Source organism: Thaumasiovibrio subtropicus (genome assembly GCF_019703835.1).
Lineage (GTDB): Bacteria > Pseudomonadota > Gammaproteobacteria > Enterobacterales > Vibrionaceae > Thaumasiovibrio > Thaumasiovibrio subtropicus.
In genome coordinates this window covers 106170-123983 of record NZ_AP023054.1, presented here as the reverse complement: position 1 = coordinate 123983, position 17814 = coordinate 106170, and the positions used below count along the sequence as shown (strand labels likewise).

Below are 17814 nucleotides of genomic sequence, written 5' to 3'. Positions count from 1 at the left end.
ACGGCGGGTTTTAAACGTCTGAACCATCTGGAACAAAGACGTAACCCAGACCCCATACTGTCTGGATGTAACGAGGACGACTTGGGTCTTCCTCAATCATGCGGCGTAAACGCGAAATCTGCACATCGATAGAACGCTCCATCGCAGAATACTCACGGCCACGTGCCATGTTCATCAGCTTATCCCGAGACATAGGCTCACGGGCATTCGTCACTAGCGCTTTCAGAACCGCAAACTCACCAGAGGTCAAAGGCATCGGCTCTTCGTTGCGGAACATTTCACGCGTGCCAAGGTTAAGACGAAATTCACCAAACTCAACAATCTTCGAATCAACACTTGGTGCACCCGGGGCTTCGACGTTTTGACGACGCAGAACCGCACGGATACGAGCGAGTAGCTCACGAGGGTTAAACGGTTTTGGCAGGTAGTCATCCGCACCGACTTCTAAGCCAACAATGCGATCAACTTCATCGCCTTTCGCTGTCAGCATAACAATTGGAAGGTTGTTATTGGCATTACGCAGTCGGCGACAAATTGAAAGACCATCTTCACCTGGTAGCATTAAATCCAACACCATCAAGTGGAAAGTTTCACGGGACAGCAGGCGGTCCATTTGCTCTGCGTTAGAAACACTGCGCACCTGAAAACCTTGTTCAGAGAGATAACGCTCTAAGAGCGCGCGCAGTCGCATATCATCATCAACAACCAGTACTTTGAAATTTTCCTGCATTTTACTTACCTGCACTCGAGTTCTGCATCTGGCTTGATTTTACCCAAAAAAGCCATCACGCGAGAGAAATTAGTGTTACGGGCTGTGTCGAGTATACCGCAACTGGATGCAAGATAATGGCTAAGGGGGATTATTCCGTACTCTATAACATCCTGAATTTCGGGAAAGATCGGGAAATTGAGACTTGTTTCACGGTTTTGACGGGTAACAACCCCGTCTCTTTAGGCGCGAGCTCCTGCAACAGGCTCAAGTCTTGCGACAAAGCCCTGACTTTCTCACGCCGCACACAGAACTCGCTCAGCATGCACTAAGCATCGTCGTACTCAATACTGTTGATAAACCAAAGTTTCGAGCCTTCTGGCGTTCTCACCACCACCTCATCATCAACACTATTTTTGAGTAAGGCGCGCGCCATCGGCGCATCGATAGAAATCGCATCTTTGCGCTCATAAATCTCTTCAGGCCCAACAATTTGAAACCGCTTAGTTTCACCGTCTTCATTTTCAATCTCAACCCAAGCGCCAAAGAACACTTTGCCATCTTGTTGCGGTGAATAATCCACTATCTGAAGATCGGCCAAACACTTTCTTAAATGCCTGATACGACGATCAATTTGGCGCAACAAACGCTTGTTGTATTGATAGTCAGCGTTCTCTGAGCGATCGCCCAAACTCGCCGCCCACTGCACCACTTTGGTGATCTCAGGGCGATGTTCATTCCAGAGGTAGTCGTGCTCTTCCCGTAATTTATTGTAGCCCTTGCGGGTGATCAATTTTGTCTTCACAACTCATTTTCCATAGCGCAAATTTCTAACTTTCGGTTGCAGCCGTTACTCAATGATTGACGCACTCTTAAAGAGCATTTGCAGGTAGGCCGCTCGCGAAAAGGGCAAGGTATCAAACTCTGCACGCACGATAAGGCCTTCCAAAAAGATCATCACAAACTCAGTGTTGGCTTGATACTCGTCACCTAAAATATCACTCACTAGCGCAGATAACGCCATTTTATGCTGCTGGGCCTGATGGCTGTTACTAACACTCTGGGTTTTCATTTCCCCCAACACATGCATAAACATACAACCATAGAAGTCGTCACGCTTAAACCACGTAAGATGCCAATCGAGTAAGGCGGTGAGTTTGGCTTCAACAGTGTCGCCAGCAAGGGCAACTGCCTCATTCATACTTTCTAGCATCCGTGCATGTCTGCGCGCGAGGACGGCATCGATCAGTCCTTCCTTACCGCCAAAGTGACGATATAGCGACGTTTTCGACACTGAGGCTTCATCTCGAATCTTATCCACACCGACGGCGGTATAGCCATGCTGATTGAACAAAGATTCAGCAGTATCAAGAATGTGCATTCGTGTATCCATAAGCGCTCCTCGAATAAGTAGGTTGACAGTGAAACAGATCTGTTCCATCTTTGCAATGAAACAGATCTGTACACACTCAATTCATTCCCTTACTAATGGAGCATAGAAGATGAAGACCGCGTTAGAGATGTTGAAAGGGTTTTGCGGCGGAAGTTTAGGCATTGGCAGCCTCTATTGGATTGGGCACTGGCTAGAGACGCCATTGCTGATCGCCCCCTTTGGCGCCAGTTGCGTTCTGCTTTTCGCAGCCGCGACCTCCCCACTCGCTCAACCAAGAAATGTCATAGGCGGCCATGTTATCGCTGCCATCATCGGGCTCAGCATGCTGATGATCTTTGGCGACAACAGTATCGCGATGGTACTTTCAGTAGGCGTCGCTATTGCCGCAATGCAAGGCTTGAAGGTTATCCACCCACCCGCTGGCGCGACACCACTGGTCATTTTCATGTCTCATGCCGAGACGACAATTCTGATTCCTGCCCTCTTTGGCAGTTTGTTGCTTGTCATCATCGCCTTGGCTTTTCATCGTTTACTGTATCGCGCAGCATGGCCAGTGTTTTGGTTTAAGGCCCCTGAATAAAAAAAGAGGCGGATAACCGCCTCTTCTCGCTGACAAAAAGTGAAAAACGACTATTTGTCTTCACCCATCATGACATTGTGCATTGCTTCAGTGAGTTTGTTTTCTGGATCACCTGACAGCTCCCAACTAAAGACACCCGCCAAGTTCTGCGCTTTGGCCCATTTAGCTTTCGCTGTCACTGAGCGCACATCATCAAAGCTAATGTAAACCTGCTTCTCAGAATTCCATAAGAATGGCGCTTCTGATTCGGCATCATAACCATACTGGTAGCCTTCTTCAGCAGTGTAGTTCGCAATTAAGTCCCAGAACATAAAGTAGGCGGGTTCATTCGGATTTGTACCGAACGATGCGCCACCTGTCGAGGTAAGATCAGAGGTGGGTAACTTACCGTCAAAGTTTTCCGTCCCTTCCCAGCCACGGCCGTAGAACGCAGCCCCCAAGACTAATTTTTCACGAGGAATACCCGCATCGAGCATTTGCTGAATAAAGACATCACTGCCCATCCCCCACCAACTACGCTCAGTCGTATGAAGATTGGTTAAGTGGCCTGTTTGCGTGCCCCAGCCACCTAAGTAGTCATAGGTCATGGCAAACATATGCGTTAGGTATTGTGCCGCATTCGCCCAATCAATTTGCTGCGCTTTAGGTCCAACACCGACCGCTGTTGAAAGCTCATACTCACGACCAGTCTGCTTCTCTAAACCATTCAGCTCGGTGCGAATCGCTTTCACAAGATAAGTAAAGGCATCTCGCTCTGCGGCTTTCTGCTCATCACTCATTTTTGTATCAGGGTTCCAAGGTGATGTCGTTAAACCCCCACCTCCTGGATACTCCCAATCAAGATCGATACCGGTAAAGAAGTCATACTGCGCAATCAACTCAACAGAGGTTTTTGCAAAACGGTCCATCTCTTCAGTCGACTTTACCATCGCATGAAAAGGTTCAGACATTGTCCATCCGCCAAATGAAGGCAAAATATTGAGGTGAGGGTGCTCGTCTTTCAGTTGCGCTAGCTGGGCAAAGTGGCCCTTATACTCAACCTCTGCGGCCACATCGCCGAAGTCGTACTCGAGTGCTGCCAAGCGATCAACAATAATCGCGGTACCCGGCTCTTTGCCTTCACACGCCGTCGCAACTTGTTGCTGCACAGCTTCTGATGCCCCTGTATGCGGACCGCAGAGACTCAAAAATGCATAAATAACGTGGGTAAGTTTTTCCGCGGGAATGTCCTGAACCGTAAACGGACTTGCTTCGTTGGTGTATTGCCAGTCAGCAAAGTAACCACCCACCACTGGTGCGTCCGCCGCTTGCACAGAGGTCGCTACCATCACGGCAGCTGCTAGAATATGTGCGCGCATATTTTCTCCTTGTTATATCAACCTGAGTGACGTTACTGATTAAAACTTCATCAGCCTAACACCCTTGCTTTGATATAAATCAGAAGCACCTTCATATCTTGTAACGTGCTAGAAAAGTGAGGAAATTTTTACGAGCCACTTCATAGCTTTATACGTAACAAATACCGATCAATCACACAAAGCTGTAAGACGAATCAGGCCTTTACTGGCATTTTCACCCAGGCTTTCTCATGCTGAGAGAGTCATCGTTAACTGCGGAGGTGAAATGAAAGACTTGATACTGCTGCTATTAATGCTGCCTCTGTACTGCCATTCCGCCAATTGGCAACTGAAGTTTGATAATGACATTCTGTTAGGCACCGATGGGGATTACAGTAATGGCTTGTTAATTGAGAGAGGCAATGAGCGACGTGCCAGTGATTTCTCACTGCCTCTTTTCTTTCAATCTTTTTTAATGCCTGCCGGCAATAGTTACTACCATCAATGGGCACTTCAGCAAAAAATCTGGACGCCTGCTGAGATTCGCTTTGATTATCCTCAGCCCAATGATCGCCCCTATGCAGCCACACTGGCTGTTCGTTCTACTTTGTCGACCTTGCAAGGCGCGTTACTGACCAGCAACTGGTTAGAGGTGGGCATACTCGGTCCCTCTGCGATGGGAGAAAGTGCGCAAAGTAGCGTGCATCTATGGACTGACTCCACAACGCCGAAAGGGTGGGAACATCAGATTCAAAACACCCCGCTGATTAATCTTGGCTATGAACTCGAAGCGCCGGTCATCTATTCACCCTCTTTCAATGTTGCTTTACAGGGTGCGACTGAATTGGGGACAACAATACAACGCGTTGGAGCGGGGATCGTAATCATGGTTGGCAATGATGTCGAAACGGGCAATGTTTCTAGCGTACATGGGATACGCAACCTCATCCATCGTCCGGCTCTGCGTCAGTTTCTCTATGCTGGAATACATCAATGGTATGTGATGGAGGATAAAACCCTGACAGGCTCGCTCGACTATCACTCCAATGTAAGTTTAGCGTCGATGCAAACACGTTACAGCATGGGGTGGTACTTCCAATATCAACTGGTCGCACTCTCACTGGCTGTCAATTATGGTGATGTCGGCTTTACTCCTGCCATAAGCGCTCGTCACGGTTTTGCCTCACTCAGTTTTCTATGGCGCTATTAGTTGGCACATTGATCTGCACTTGCGCCTTATCCTCACCACGGACTTCAATGATCTGGTCTGGCTCTCGTGATTTCTCAGGCGCTTGAAGCCAATCGACATCGCGATAGTGGCGCTCACACACGCGGGCATTGGCGAGTTCGTAGTCACTGATGGCTGTCACTTTGCCATCGTAGAACCACACCATGTCAAAACGCGTCGTACCAATACCAGCGCCAACGGTACAATATTGGTAAACCTCATACCGCCCATTAAACTGTCTGTCACCTGGCTCGCCCAGCATCATGATTACCTGCTGTTGCTCATCACCGTATTCAATCAATGAAAGATCAATCGGGGTCGTCTGACATCCACTCAACGCCAAAGCCATTGTCAAGAACCCCAGACAGGGACGTGTATTCACACTTACCTCACCATTATTGATAACACTTATACCACCCTATCATCGACACCACGCAAGGTCACGAATAGGAAAAAAATCACCTAATTTTCACTGACGGAGCACCGTATCGAGCTTGCCAGCTGCTAACGCCTCCGTAGAATGAGTGGCCTGAAATCAAAATGAGATTCAATGGATGAGTAACACACTTTCTCAGGTGATTGCCTCTGAACTAAATGTCCGCCAGCAACAAGTGGACGCTGCGATCACCCTACTGGATGACGGTAACACCGTTCCTTTTGTTGCCCGTTACCGTAAAGAAGTGACCGGTGGCCTCGATGATACCCAATTACGTAACTTAGAAACCCGTTTGGGTTACCTACGTGAAATGGCAGATCGTCGCCAAACCATCCTCAAGTCGATCAGTGACCAAGGCAAGTTAACGCCAGAGCTGGAAGCCGCCATTCATCGTGCGGAGAGTAAAACGACGCTTGAAGACCTGTATCTTCCCTACAAACCCAAACGTCGTACCAAAGGGCAAATTGCGATCGAAGCGGGACTAGAACCCCTCGCCGATAGCCTATGGCAAGATCCTTCTCAGTCTCCAGAAGACGTCGCCGACGCTTATATCAACGCAGAAAAAGGCGTGGCAGACAGCAAAGCGGCACTGGATGGCGCGCGAGCCATTTTGATGGAGCGTTTTGCGGAAGATGCTGCGCTACTTGAAAAAATCCGTACTTACCTACAGCAAAATGCGTACCTGCGCGCGCGCGTCATCGCAGGCCAAGAAGAGAGTGGCGCCAAGTTCAAAGACTACTTTGAGCATGATGAGGCCCTGTCAAAAGTACCATCACACCGCGCGCTCGCCATGTTCCGAGGCCGCAATGAAGGCGTATTGCAACTTACTCTCGATGCTGACCCTAGCCAAGAAGAGGGAACAAAGGGCTCATACTGCGAAGTCATCATCATTGACCACTATAAGCTGAACTTAGGCAATGCCCCTGCTGACACATGGCGCAAGCAGGTCGTCAGTTGGACATGGCGAGTGAAAATTTCACTGCACATGGAAACCGAATTGATGAGCGCACTGCGTGACAAAGCCGAAGATGGCGCGATGCAAGTCTTCGCTGACAACCTGAAAGACCTGCTGATGGCTGCACCTGCCGGACCACGTTGCACCCTCGCATTGGACCCAGGCTTACGCACAGGTTGTAAAGTTGCCGTGGTTGATAGCACAGGGAAACTGCTCGATACGGCAACCATTTACCCTCATCAACCACAGCGCCAAGTAGCCCAATCAGCGGCAACTGTCAGCGCCTTACTCGCAAAACATAATGTCGACCTCATCGCCATTGGCAACGGCACCGCATCCCGTGAAACAGACAGCTTTGTCGCCAATTTGTTGAAAGACCAAGGCTTAAAGATTCAAAGTGTCATGGTCAGCGAAGCCGGCGCATCCGTTTATTCTGCCTCAGAGCTCGCCGCCAATGAGTTCCCGAACCTCGATGTGTCGCTTCGTGGCGCAGTCTCCATTGGCCGCCGTTTGCAAGACCCCTTGGCGGAACTGGTGAAGATCGACCCTAAGTCTATCGGTGTTGGTCAGTATCAACACGATGTCAGCCAAAGCTTGCTGGCTAAACGCCTTGATGCGGTTGTCGAAGACTGTGTAAACGCCGTCGGGGTTGACGTGAATACCGCGTCAGCGGCACTGCTAACCCGCGTGGCTGGTCTCAATACCACCATCGCACAAAACATTGTGACCTATCGCGATGAGCATGGCCGTTTCGACAGCCGCACGACCTTAAAGAAAGTCAGTCGCTTGGGGCCTAAAGCGTTTGAACAGTGTGCGGGCTTTCTGCGCATTATGCAGGGTAAGAATCCATTAGATGCGTCAGCGGTTCACCCAGAATCCTATTCACTGGTCAAAAGCATGGCGGAAAAAGCGCAGAAGCCTCTCGACGCGCTGATCGGCAATCGCGACTTTATCCGCGCCATCAACCCAAAAGAGTTCGTCTCTGACAGTGTTGGCCTACCGACCATCAACGATATTCTGGCTGAACTGGATAAGCCCGGCCGCGATCCTCGCCCTGAGTTTAAAACCGCAACCTTTGCTGACGGCGTGAATGAGGTCAAAGATCTGATTCCTGGCATGGTATTGGAAGGCGTAATCACCAACGTGACTAACTTTGGTGCCTTTGTAGATGTTGGTGTCCATCAAGACGGTCTCGTCCATATTTCTGCGCTGTCAGACAAGTTTGTCTCCGATCCGCGAGAAGTGGTGAAGGCTGGTGATATCGTTAAAGTGAAAGTGATGGAAGTTGACTTGGCACGTAAGCGGATTGGTATGTCAATGCGCCTCAACGATGAGCCGGGACAAGAGCGACCTAGCCGCAATGACAATCACGAGCGTCGTCAACAACCGAACAAACCACAGCGTTCAGCGCGCTCGCGTCACAACGACAGCGGCACTATGGGTAATGCGTTTGGTGGTGCCATGGCGGAAGCCTTCAAAAAAGCGAAGCGTTAAGCTCAAATAATGACAAGGTATTGAATGGGGGGATTGGGGACCGATGACGTTGCATAGTGATGGGTCACCACTCCCTTAATTCGATTACTGGCATTGAACTGTTCCAGTTTCTCAAACACATCGCGCGGTAACTTGACGCGCATGGTGTAACCGCTGGTGTCATCACTAAAATAGCTGCCTGCCGATAACACTTCAATCAAACGATCAAGTTCTGTGTCACCACGAAAATCATACTTGTGGATAGGGGTTTCATTGTAGGTAGGGTGCTCGCTGGGGTCCCAAGCGGGCTTCTTAAGTTGCTTCTCTTCACTGCTCGGGGCTTTCTCGCTTGCACTCTCAGCAGTTTGAGTCGTCGGTACGATTTTTTCACGGACACGATTATCTCTCGCTACCTGCTCGGTAGGGACATTCACGGTGGGCGCAATGATCGGCGCACCTGTCACAGTAGGAGAAACAATCATACCAATACTCGGCTATCAGTAAGTAACAAGAAACGGGCGTTAGTTTTCACCAACCCCCAATAGTTTAACTCACTGGTTAAAGTATAGGCAACTCACGTGGTATCTGCTTATCCATACCACGTCTCAATTTCTAGATGAGCAACGCAATAATACCGCCAATGGTCCCCGCGGCTTTTAACACTTGTCCTGCCGTGTAAGCGCCATCATCATTGTCTTTCACCGCGTCTGGGTGATCCATACCAAGCGCACCGTAAGTGAAGGACTTCACCTGCTTTTTACCTTCTTCACCCTCAACGCCTTCTGCACCTTTGGCTTTATCAGCGGCTTCGAGTTCAGCAACTTTGCGTTGCAACTCTGCGGAATCGGGCAGTTTATTGCTTGTTTCGACGGCTTTCTCTTCACCACTCGCAGGCTTCACCGTCGGCGTGCTCGTTGACGGTGTATATAGCGTAGATGATCCATTGACCGAATTAATCGTCATGACCCCGACACTCCTTCTTCAAAGCGACTCGTTAAAGTTTATCGACAACTGGGCTCATAAATTGAGAAAAAAGTGCCAACAAACTCCAATTAATGACATCAACACTGCGTTAACGTTGCGATTACGCTTGCAAAGGTAATGCCAACTAGCTGCATTTTTCATCACATCAAAGGCGACTTTCTGTCATGAAAGCCCGCAGCGCCTCAACGAACTCATCGGGATGTGAAATAAAGGGGGCATGCGAGGCTGCCTTAAAGACAACGGAGCGCGAATGCACGAATTCAGTATCCAGCTCAGCCGCGACTTTTACTGGCACCAAACCGTCTAAGCGACCATACATGCGTAACCAAGGCAAGTTGATGGCATCTAACTGGTTTCTAAGATCAATATCTGAAAGCCAATTCAAACCATGCTGCAACGCATCCGGGTGAGGTTGAGGGTAATCGAGTACGGCAGTTTTTAACAACTTGATGTCTTGACGCGCCGTTCGGCTCCCCATCGCTTGAATCGCCATAAATCGCTCAATTAAGGCTTGATAATCCTCTGCCAACTGCGATTTAAAGGTACCCAGTACATCTTGTTTGATGCCACGCCAGTCCTCTTGCTCCGCAAAACATGGGCTACTCGCAACCGTCACTAATCCAGCGAGTGCTGACGGATTCATGAGTGCTGCCTGCTTAGCAACCAGCCCACCCAAAGACCAACCAACCCAAACAGCCCCTTTGGGTAGCTCGGCCAATAATAGCGCGGCGACGGCTTCAATATCTTCCATCACTAAATGATGGTTATGCCCATACCCCGGCAAATCCACCAGATGTACCCGATAGTGTGGCGTTAAACTAGGCAGTAAATGCTGCCAAACCGCGGCATTCATTCCCCACCCATGAATGAGAACCAGATCGGAACCTTCTCCTTCTGTTCGCCAATTAAACGCCGTTGTCATCTACACTTTTCCTTTTCATTTCAATCTAGAAGGCTAGCAAGCGGCATGCTTACACTGCAATCGCAGAAAAACGTTCGCCATCAAGAAACTGGTTGCCACCTCTGCGATCAACCCTTACAGCAGCATGAATCCTTTTGCTGTAAACCGTGCACATCGCATATCACTGGCAGTGAACATTGCCAGCGTTGTGGGCTTCCTGCAACAGGCAATCCGTTGCAGTGTGGCGAATGCATAAGTTTGCCGCCAACATGGCAAACTTTAACCGCTTTGGGCCATTATCAGTTCCCACTCGATCAATTGATAAAACGCTACAAATATCAACACCAACCTTGGCTGGCTAAACCACTTGCACGCATGCTCGCAGACAAGATTACAGCGCCCGCGGAAATGCTTATCCCTGTCCCTATGCATTGGCGACGGCGATTACAACGCGGATACAACCAAAGCACCTTACTGGCACAGGCACTTGGTCAAGTGTTACAAATCCCAGTGAATGCCAATGTACTGAAACGCCAACGCCATACAGCGCCGCAACAGTCCCTCGATAAGAAAGCCCGATTAACCAATCTCAAGCGGGCTTTTCGTCTTCACTGTTCAACTGGGATAGCGAAACACGTGGCAATTGTCGACGATGTTGTCACCACAGGCACTACCGCGAATCAACTCGCTGGCCTGCTCCATGAAGCGGGGGCGCAGCGGGTTGATGTCTATTGTTTAAGCCGTACCCCAGCACAATAGTCTCGTCACGGATAGCAACAATAACCTGAGCAATTTAGGGGTGATAGATGGCTGACTTAGGAGTAGAATGGGTATAAAACATACTGGAAAAGTCAGGTATTCGTCGTGTCACAGATTATTATTACCGAAGAGGCTCAGGCCCATTTTGCAAAACTACTGGCGCAGCAAACTGAAGGCACAAACATCCGTGTTTTCGTCGTCAATCCAGGTACTCAAAGTGCTGAGTGCGGTGTCTCTTACTGTCCTCCAGAAGCCGTAGAAGCGTCGGATACAGAAATCAAATATGAGCACTTCTCCGCGTTTATTGATGAAACCAGTCTTCCGTTCCTAGAAGATGCGGAGATCGATTTCGCTACGGATAAGATGGGTTCACAGTTAACCTTGAAAGCGCCAAACGCGAAAGTGCGCCAAGTGGCTGATGATGCATCACTGATCGAACGTGTTGATTACATCATTCAGACAGAGGTAAACCCACAACTTGCAGGTCACGGCGGTAACGTGCGTGTCGTTGAAATCACCGAAGATGGTGTCGCAATTTTGCAGTTCGGCGGCGGCTGTAACGGCTGTTCTATGGTCGATGTCACCCTGAAAGAAGGGATTGAAAAGCAGTTACTTGCGCAGTTCGAAGGCGAGTTAACCGGTGTGCGTGATGTGACTGAGCACTCTCGTGGTGAGCACTCCTACTACTAATGCCCATTCGATTTAAAAAGCGCTGAGTTTTCAGCGCTTTTTTTGTAGGCAGATTACCGCTCTGTCACCAAAAAGGTATCAGCCTGCCAATGACGCCAAAAGACCCAAGCCAGCGTTAACCCGCGCATCGCCATAAAGCTCAGCATCGCTGCCCATAACGCATGATTCCCCCACGCGCTGCAAAGCCACCACACCAAGAAAAAACAACAGCTCGCCAAAAACATACTGTTGCGCATTTCTCTGCCTCGTGTTGCGCCAATAAAGATACCATCGAGGAGAAAACACCACATGGACACTAGCGGCATGGCCACTAACCATGGCAAATACTGACTAGCTTGCTGCTGCACCACATCAATCGACGAGATCAAGCCAATAATCGCTTGCCCCTGTAGACCAAAGACCAAGGCAATACCCAGCGCAATCACACCGCTCCATAACGTGGTGATCACCATGGCATACCAAAGTTCACGCCGATCTTTCGCCCCAACGGCTTTGCCCACCATCGCCTCGATGGCATAAGCGAATCCATCCATAGCAAAAGAGATGAGCATTAAAAAGCTCATCAGTACGGCATTGGCCGCAACAATGTCATCCCCCAGACTGGCACCTTGGAAGGTCATAAAGGTGAAAGCCGCTTGTAAGCTTAAGCTGCGTAAAAAGATATCGCGATTGAGTCTAACAAAACGACCTAGCCCTTCCACACTGTGACTGACCAATTGTGAAATTTTGGGTAGATTCAACCTGCGCCATTCACCTAATGCAAACCGCATCCCTATCAAGAAACCCAGATACTCAGCACAGACCGACGCTGCCGCCGCACCTTCAACCTTCCAATCGAAAACAAGCACAAACAGCAAATCGAAAACGATGTTAGCCGCATTGGTGATGATCAATAGCCACATAGGAACACGCGCATTTTGCAACCCAAGCAACCACCCCATTAACACAAGGTTTGCAAGCGCTGCCGGTGCTCCCCAAATACGGATAGAGAAGTAGGACTCCGCATGTAACTTCACCGCCTCACTGGCATCTGAGAAGTACATAACCGCATCCGCGACCCAAGGGTGAATCAGCAGTAAGGCCAAGGCAAAGCCCCATGCCATGATCAAACCCTGTACTAACACTCGCCCCTGCTGGTGACCGTCTCTCGCGCCAAATGCTTGGGCGCTGAGTCCTGTCGTCGCCATCCGTAGAAAGCCTAACAACCAAAACGTTACGCTGATCATGGTGCCGCCGACGGCCACACCACCTAAATACCAACTGTGTTCAAGGTGCCCAATCACAGCCGCATCGACCAAGCCAAGTAACGGCACAGTGATGTTAGAGAGCACCATAGGTAACGCTAAGACAAACACCTGACGATGCAGTGAGAGTTGAGATAAGAATGCGAAGTTTGCCAAGTTCTTCTCAGCCATGCGTAGTAAAGATGGCGCATAGTGTACTGAATCAAACCGAGATTATCAGGCAGAATTGTCGAACAGAGATAAATCGCGCTAAGCGCGAGTTGGAATGAGAAAACCCAGACGCCATTGAGAGAGCGGACTCGCTCCTCAGTCCCATACTCGCGCCTCAACATAGATAATCAGTGAGGCGCTGTTTTAAGGGTTTCGCGACCAAATCAAAGATAGTGATCACCCAATAGGGCGATAAACAAAATCATCAGATGCCAAATAGAGAACTTGAACGTCGGCCACGCATACGCATTATCACTGGCAAGCTTCAAGCGGAGTGCATAATAGATAAAGGCAAGGTTAGCACCACTCGCCACTACAAGGTAAAACAGACCACTCATTCCCGTCAGCCAAGGCAATAATCCAACCGCAAACAGAATCAAGGTGTAGAGCAAGACCATGGTCTTAGTAAAGTGAATACCGTGTGTCACCGGCAGCATAGGCACACCCGCCCGCGCATAGTCATCACGGCGGTGAATCGCTAACGCCCAAAAATGGGGTGGCGTCCAAGTGAAAACCAGCATCACGAGAATCAACGCATAGGAATGGATCTCCCCGGTCACCGCTGTCCACCCCAATAGAGGTGGCGCTGCACCGGCCAATCCACCAATCACAATATTCTGTGGGGTAGCATGCTTAAGCCAAACGGTATACACCAATGCATAGCCAATCAAACTGGCAAACGTTAACCAAGCGGTCAGTGCATTTAAACTGTATAGCAGCACAAACCCCAATACCATCAAGCCCACACCAAACGTGACTGCATTGCTAGTCGCCACACGTCCTTTGGCTAATGGGCGATGGTGGGTACGCGCCATCTGCTTATCAATACGCCGATCGAGGACATGGTTAAACACCGCAGCGGCGGCCGACTGAAAGCCGATACCCAACAGGCCAATCACCATGACGTGCCAAGGCGGCAATGCTGGCATCGCGAGACACATCCCAACCAAAGCGGTCAGTAATAGCATGGCAACGACTTTAGGTTTCGTCATCGTCAGATAATCACGCCACCCCATTGAAGTGGGAAGAAGTAGGGAATCAGACTTTGCCATAAGCACCTCCTTTTAATGCTGTTACCGACTGAGAGAGCCGAAGAGGATGAAAGGTGTAAAGCACGCTCAACAACAGTCCAAGCCCGACCACATTGTGAGCAACGGCATTGGCGAGTGGGAGAATAGAGACGACATTATTGATGCCCAAGCCTATCTGAACAGCTAACACCACAGACGGGATCACCCAGACCGAAGGGGAAGTCTGTTGTCGACTCAACAAAAACAGATACCCCAGCATCACCAGCAAGGTCACCCCAGCACCAATACGATGCGTGACATGAATCGTGACCCGTTGACCATAATCGAGCACTCCATATTGATAGGTATCATGCGGCGGTTGTACAAGAGCAAACGCGCTAGGATCATACATGGTTTGCCAATCCGCCTCGCAAAGCGGGAGCTGAGTGCACACCAAGGCCGCATAGTTGGTGGATGTCCAAGCACCCAGCGCAATCTGCGCAATGACAACAAACAGTGCCGCAAATCCGACATTTCTCACACGCGAAGGCGGTGGCTTTTGTTGTTTCTCATGGCACCTCAACCACTGCCACCACAGCAGAGAGACTGTGGCAAAGCCACCAAGAAGATGCGCCATCACAATGAAAGGGTTGAGGTTCATGGTCACCGTCCACATCCCCAGCATGGCTTGAAAAACCACAAGACCTAATGTGCTCAAGGGCAATAACAGAGGTTTTCCAGTACGCCATGCCACCACAGCCAACCCCAACACCAACAGCCCCAACATGCCTGCAAAGTAGCGGTGAATCATCTCGTACCAAGCTTTACTCGCTTCAACGGGCACCTCAGGATAGCGCGCCGCCGCCTGCTCTAGCTGAGCAGCACTGCTTGGGACAGTGAGAAAGCCATAGCAACCCGGCCAATCTGGACAGCCTAAACCCGCTTCAGTTAACCGCGTAAATGCGCCGAGTCCAACCACAATAACGCCGAACAACACACCAATAAGCAACCAATGACGATAGAGAGCCATATTGCCTCCTAGCCGATTTTCGAGACTTTCAGTAACCGCTTTAAATCACGCACGATATCTTTACCTTGGCTCAAGATGGCTTCTTTGCCTTCCACTAAGGGATAAGCCATCATGATATTGCCAAGAGGATCAACGATATAAATCGCCTCAGCCCCAAAGGGTAGGGCCGCCCATTCAACCTGCTGGGTTTCGGTCATCGCTTTGACTTGCGCCGCGCTTAACTCAGTCGATGCCGCGCTTGTCGCAGCCTCTGTCTCACCCAGTAGCAAGGTACTTTGTAATCGCTGCTCACTTTCACCAATCACTTGGGGAACTTGGCGCAAATTAAACAGCGCGCCTTGGCACAAAGGGTCGCAAGCTTGTGGTTGTTGATACACAAGTTGCCATTGCGGTTGTTCTGGCTGCAGCCAGCTCATTGCGACAGGCGATGGCAGCAAGTTACCGCGATTAGTCACGCCGCCTTCATACCATTGGAAACGCAACATCGCCCATGCGATTGCAATAGGGGCAACAAAGGCCAATAACAACAGCCACAAGTTCAACGATCGTCTCATCGAGATCTCCTTAACCAGATGAAGCCCGACACAGCCACAGCGAGTGACATCAAAAACCACTGCACTGCATAACCAATATGCTTTTGAGCTGACATCACCGTCGGCTGCCAGATAGGTTGTTGCGCAATAGGATGCGCACCATCGATATGCAACAAATAAGGCAACAGTGATATGTCTAAACGCGCCGCTAAATCAGCAATATCGACGCGCTGTACTCTTATCCCATCGACAAACCGCTCGTCTGTTTTCTCCGCCAACACAACATTCGCGCTAGGAGGCGAAAGTAAACCGCTTACCTTGAGGCTTTTTTCGACCGCGCGGCTCACGTTGTCAGGCAAAGTCGGCAGCCTATCCCGTGATGTGGGTGCGGCAACCCAGCCTAAATTAATCAACAACCAACCATCCGCAGTTTGAAAAGGAAAAAGTAACTGATAGCCAACTCGCCCTTGGAAAATCTGATTATCTAACCAAATGGGCGTCACGCCCCTCAATGCCCCTTCAACCTCGAGCCGATAAAAGGCCGCATCTTCCGGCAACAGAGAGACATCACGATAAACTTGCTCTGAACGCGCATTGAGCTGAGACGACAGCCGCGCTTTTTCTTCAGCGCGTGATAATTGCCACATCCCTAGCTTGACGAGCAGTGCAACCGCAACCAGAGTGAAAAGAGCAAACGTCAATTTCCTCAATGGAGTGCCTGTGTGGATTAAAGCCTTACTCATCATCTTGCTCGTGTTTGTTATCCTGAATCTGTTTCGCGCCCTACCCGCGTTACTGAAAGGAAAACAAGCCCAACCCCTCTCTCACTTTCTTGGCAAACGCCTGATTTTTTCAGTGCTTATATTTGCCCTGTTATTGGTTGCGATGGCGACAGGCATGATCACGCCAAATCCGCGGCCGTATTAACGCTTTATAAGATGTAAACAAAGACAAAAAGGCCCAACCAAACCACATCAACAAAGTGCCAATACCAAGCGCCTGCTTGAAACGCGAAGTGATTCTCGGTGGTAAAATGGCCTTTCACGACACGTAGCCAAACAATGAAGAGAATCAAGGTGCCCATGGTGACATGAAGACCATGAAAACCTGTGAGTAGATAGAAGGTGTTGCCATAAATGCCCGAGTCCAGTTTCAGGTTCATCTCTTGATAAGCGTGAATGTACTCTTCGGCTTGAAAGTAAACGAACAACGCGCCAAGCAACACAGTAAGCAACAGGAATAAGGTTAGCCGTTGGCGATTGCCTTTCTCGATCGCCACATGCGCAATGTGGACGGTCACCGATGACGTCAATAGAATCAGGGTATTAATCAGCGGCAAACCCATCGGCCCCATTCCTTGCGTCTCCGTCCCATCAGGGGTTGTGGTTAACGGCCACATCGCAATGAAATCCGGCCAAAGTACTGCATGCGTCATCGCATTGTTACCGGCTCCGCCTAACCATGGCACCGCAATCATCCGCGCATAAAATAGCGCGCCAAAAAAGGCGGCGAAAAACATCACCTCAGAAAAAATAAACCAGCTCATTCCCTGACGAAATGAACGATCCATTTGGGCACTGTAGAGCCCCGACATCGACTCATGAATCACATCACGAAACCAACCAAAGAGCATGATGAGCAGAATGCCGACGCCAGTGACCAACACCCACGGGCCATTACCGCCAAACATGCCGCCAACGGTGGAGCCAGCCCCCAATGCAATCAGAAATAGTGCAACCGCGCCAACAATAGGCCAGATGCTTTGCGCGGGAACATAATAGTGTTCATGCTGGTTCGACATAATTAACCTCGTTCATTACTCAGATGACGGCGACTCAAATAAGGTATAAGCCAGCGTCAACGTCGATATCTCTTCAGGTAGTTCAGGATCAATATAAAAAATCAGTGGCAATGAGGCAGACTCCCCTGCTTGCAAGGGCTGCCGATTAAAACAGAAGCATTCAATTTTATTGAAGTGTTTTGCCGCCAGACCCGGAGACACAGAAGGCACCGCTTGTCCTACTGCATCCTGACTACCGATGTTCTTGGCCGCATAAGCGATCGTGTGCGTTTCGCCGGGATGCACCGTCAAGCGTTTCACTTCAGGACCAAACTGCCAAGGCAAGCTGGGGTTGGTATAGGCAACAAACTCCACGGTTACCTCACGACTCGTATCAATCTCTTGGCTGACCACACTTGGCGCATCTTCTGTTTTTCCATTGATGCCAGTCACTTCACAAAACACGTCATAAAGCGGTACTAAGGCATAGGCAAAGCCAAACATCCCTAGTGCTGCAAAGACCAGTTTCCATGTGGAGCGTCGCGTGTCGTTCGCCATATCC

The 17814-nt window shown here is 49.8% G+C and carries 21 protein-coding genes; 6 read left to right on the top strand and 15 right to left on the bottom strand.

Annotation, left to right across the window (positions count from 1 at the left end):
• Positions 1-10 precede the first annotated feature (10 nt).
• The 3 genes from ompR to TSUB_RS00580 form a co-directional block, all read right to left on the bottom strand.
• Entirely contained in the window at positions 11-730 is a 720-nt protein-coding gene (gene ompR, locus TSUB_RS00590; RefSeq protein ID WP_087023342.1) for an osmolarity response regulator transcription factor OmpR, read from the bottom strand.
• Between the two features lie 307 nt (positions 731-1037).
• Complete coding sequence (gene greB / locus TSUB_RS00585) at positions 1038-1514, bottom strand: transcription elongation factor GreB (RefSeq protein ID WP_087023340.1); 477 nt, start codon at positions 1512-1514, stop codon at positions 1038-1040.
• A gap of 45 nt (positions 1515-1559) precedes the next feature.
• A complete protein-coding gene (locus TSUB_RS00580; protein WP_087023337.1) occupies positions 1560-2102 on the bottom strand; it encodes a TetR/AcrR family transcriptional regulator in 543 nt (180 codons plus the stop codon).
• A 109-nt stretch (positions 2103-2211) separates the two neighbouring features.
• Between TSUB_RS00580 and TSUB_RS00575 the strand changes: the two genes are divergently transcribed.
• Positions 2212-2682: an HPP family protein gene (locus TSUB_RS00575; RefSeq protein WP_087023335.1), complete on the top strand. Its 471-nt coding sequence runs from the start codon at positions 2212-2214 to the stop codon at positions 2680-2682.
• A gap of 50 nt (positions 2683-2732) precedes the next feature.
• On the opposite strand, the gene TSUB_RS00570 is transcribed toward TSUB_RS00575, so the two are convergent.
• Positions 2733-4040: a glycoside hydrolase family 18 protein gene (locus TSUB_RS00570; RefSeq protein WP_087023333.1), complete on the bottom strand. Its 1308-nt coding sequence runs from the start codon at positions 4038-4040 to the stop codon at positions 2733-2735.
• Between the two features lie 265 nt (positions 4041-4305).
• Here TSUB_RS00570 and TSUB_RS00565 point away from each other — a divergent pair, with 265 nt between their 5' ends.
• Positions 4306-5229: a lipid A deacylase LpxR family protein gene (locus TSUB_RS00565; RefSeq protein WP_087023331.1), complete on the top strand. Its 924-nt coding sequence runs from the start codon at positions 4306-4308 to the stop codon at positions 5227-5229.
• On the opposite strand, the gene TSUB_RS00560 is transcribed toward TSUB_RS00565, so the two are convergent.
• Complete coding sequence (locus tag TSUB_RS00560) at positions 5207-5629, bottom strand: hypothetical protein (RefSeq protein ID WP_159064963.1); 423 nt, start codon at positions 5627-5629, stop codon at positions 5207-5209. The genes TSUB_RS00565 and TSUB_RS00560 overlap by 23 nt on opposite strands.
• A 172-nt stretch (positions 5630-5801) precedes the next feature.
• On the opposite strand from TSUB_RS00560, the gene TSUB_RS00555 reads away from it, so the two are divergent.
• Positions 5802-8132 (top strand): Tex family protein, encoded by a 2331-nt coding sequence (locus tag TSUB_RS00555; protein ID WP_087023328.1) that lies wholly within the window; start codon positions 5802-5804, stop codon positions 8130-8132.
• A 2-nt stretch (positions 8133-8134) separates the two neighbouring features.
• On the opposite strand, the gene TSUB_RS00550 is transcribed toward TSUB_RS00555, so the two are convergent.
• From TSUB_RS00550 to bioH, 3 genes are all read right to left on the bottom strand, one after another.
• Positions 8135-8593 carry an ATP-dependent Lon protease gene (locus TSUB_RS00550; RefSeq protein WP_087023326.1) on the bottom strand — a complete coding sequence of 153 codons (459 nt, stop codon included), beginning with the start codon at positions 8591-8593 and terminating at the stop codon, positions 8135-8137.
• Between the two features lie 130 nt (positions 8594-8723).
• Entirely contained in the window at positions 8724-9074 is a 351-nt protein-coding gene (locus TSUB_RS00545) for a hypothetical protein (RefSeq protein ID WP_087023325.1), read from the bottom strand.
• Positions 9075-9240: 166 nt separating this feature from the next.
• On the bottom strand, positions 9241-10017 hold the full coding sequence (gene bioH / locus TSUB_RS00540) for a pimeloyl-ACP methyl ester esterase BioH (RefSeq protein ID WP_087023323.1): 777 nt from the start codon (positions 10015-10017) through the stop codon (positions 9241-9243).
• Between the two features lie 45 nt (positions 10018-10062).
• Here bioH and TSUB_RS00535 point away from each other — a divergent pair, with 45 nt between their 5' ends.
• Together TSUB_RS00535 and nfuA are read left to right on the top strand one after the other, a co-directional pair.
• The gene (locus tag TSUB_RS00535; protein ID WP_087023321.1) at positions 10063-10755 is read left to right on the top strand and encodes a ComF family protein; all 693 of its coding nucleotides are present in this window, start codon (positions 10063-10065) and stop codon (positions 10753-10755) included.
• 105 nt (positions 10756-10860) lie between these two features.
• The gene (gene nfuA / locus TSUB_RS00530; protein ID WP_087023319.1) at positions 10861-11445 is read left to right on the top strand and encodes a Fe-S biogenesis protein NfuA; all 585 of its coding nucleotides are present in this window, start codon (positions 10861-10863) and stop codon (positions 11443-11445) included.
• Between the two features lie 53 nt (positions 11446-11498).
• On the opposite strand, the gene dinF is transcribed toward nfuA, so the two are convergent.
• The 5 genes from dinF to TSUB_RS00505 form a co-directional block, all read right to left on the bottom strand.
• Positions 11499-12860: an MATE family efflux transporter DinF gene (gene dinF / locus TSUB_RS00525; protein ID WP_087023317.1), complete on the bottom strand. Its 1362-nt coding sequence runs from the start codon at positions 12858-12860 to the stop codon at positions 11499-11501.
• Between the two features lie 203 nt (positions 12861-13063).
• Complete coding sequence (gene cyoE / locus TSUB_RS00520; protein WP_087023315.1) at positions 13064-13951, bottom strand: heme o synthase; 888 nt, start codon at positions 13949-13951, stop codon at positions 13064-13066.
• Positions 13938-14939, bottom strand: a complete 1002-nt coding sequence (locus TSUB_RS00515) for a COX15/CtaA family protein (RefSeq protein ID WP_087023313.1) — start codon at positions 14937-14939, stop codon at positions 13938-13940. The genes cyoE and TSUB_RS00515 overlap by 14 nt, the downstream gene beginning before the upstream one ends.
• 8 nt (positions 14940-14947) lie before the next feature.
• Positions 14948-15493 (bottom strand): hypothetical protein, encoded by a 546-nt coding sequence (locus TSUB_RS00510; protein ID WP_087023311.1) that lies wholly within the window; start codon positions 15491-15493, stop codon positions 14948-14950.
• Positions 15490-16173, bottom strand: coding sequence for an SURF1 family protein (locus TSUB_RS00505; RefSeq protein ID WP_159064962.1), 684 nt, complete (start codon positions 16171-16173; stop codon positions 15490-15492). Before TSUB_RS00505 ends, TSUB_RS00510 begins: the two co-directional genes overlap by 4 nt.
• Positions 16174-16192: 19 nt before the next feature.
• Here TSUB_RS00505 and TSUB_RS00500 point away from each other — a divergent pair, with 19 nt between their 5' ends.
• Complete coding sequence (locus TSUB_RS00500; protein ID WP_087023307.1) at positions 16193-16399, top strand: DUF2909 domain-containing protein; 207 nt, start codon at positions 16193-16195, stop codon at positions 16397-16399.
• A 4-nt stretch (positions 16400-16403) separates the two neighbouring features.
• Here TSUB_RS00500 and TSUB_RS00495 read toward each other — a convergent pair whose 3' ends face one another.
• The gene (locus TSUB_RS00495; RefSeq protein WP_087023306.1) at positions 16404-17273 is read right to left on the bottom strand and encodes a cytochrome c oxidase subunit 3; all 870 of its coding nucleotides are present in this window, start codon (positions 17271-17273) and stop codon (positions 16404-16406) included.
• A gap of 15 nt (positions 17274-17288) precedes the next feature.
• Positions 17289-17810 (bottom strand): cytochrome c oxidase assembly protein, encoded by a 522-nt coding sequence (locus TSUB_RS00490; RefSeq protein ID WP_087023305.1) that lies wholly within the window; start codon positions 17808-17810, stop codon positions 17289-17291.
• Positions 17811-17814: the final 4 nt, after the last annotated feature.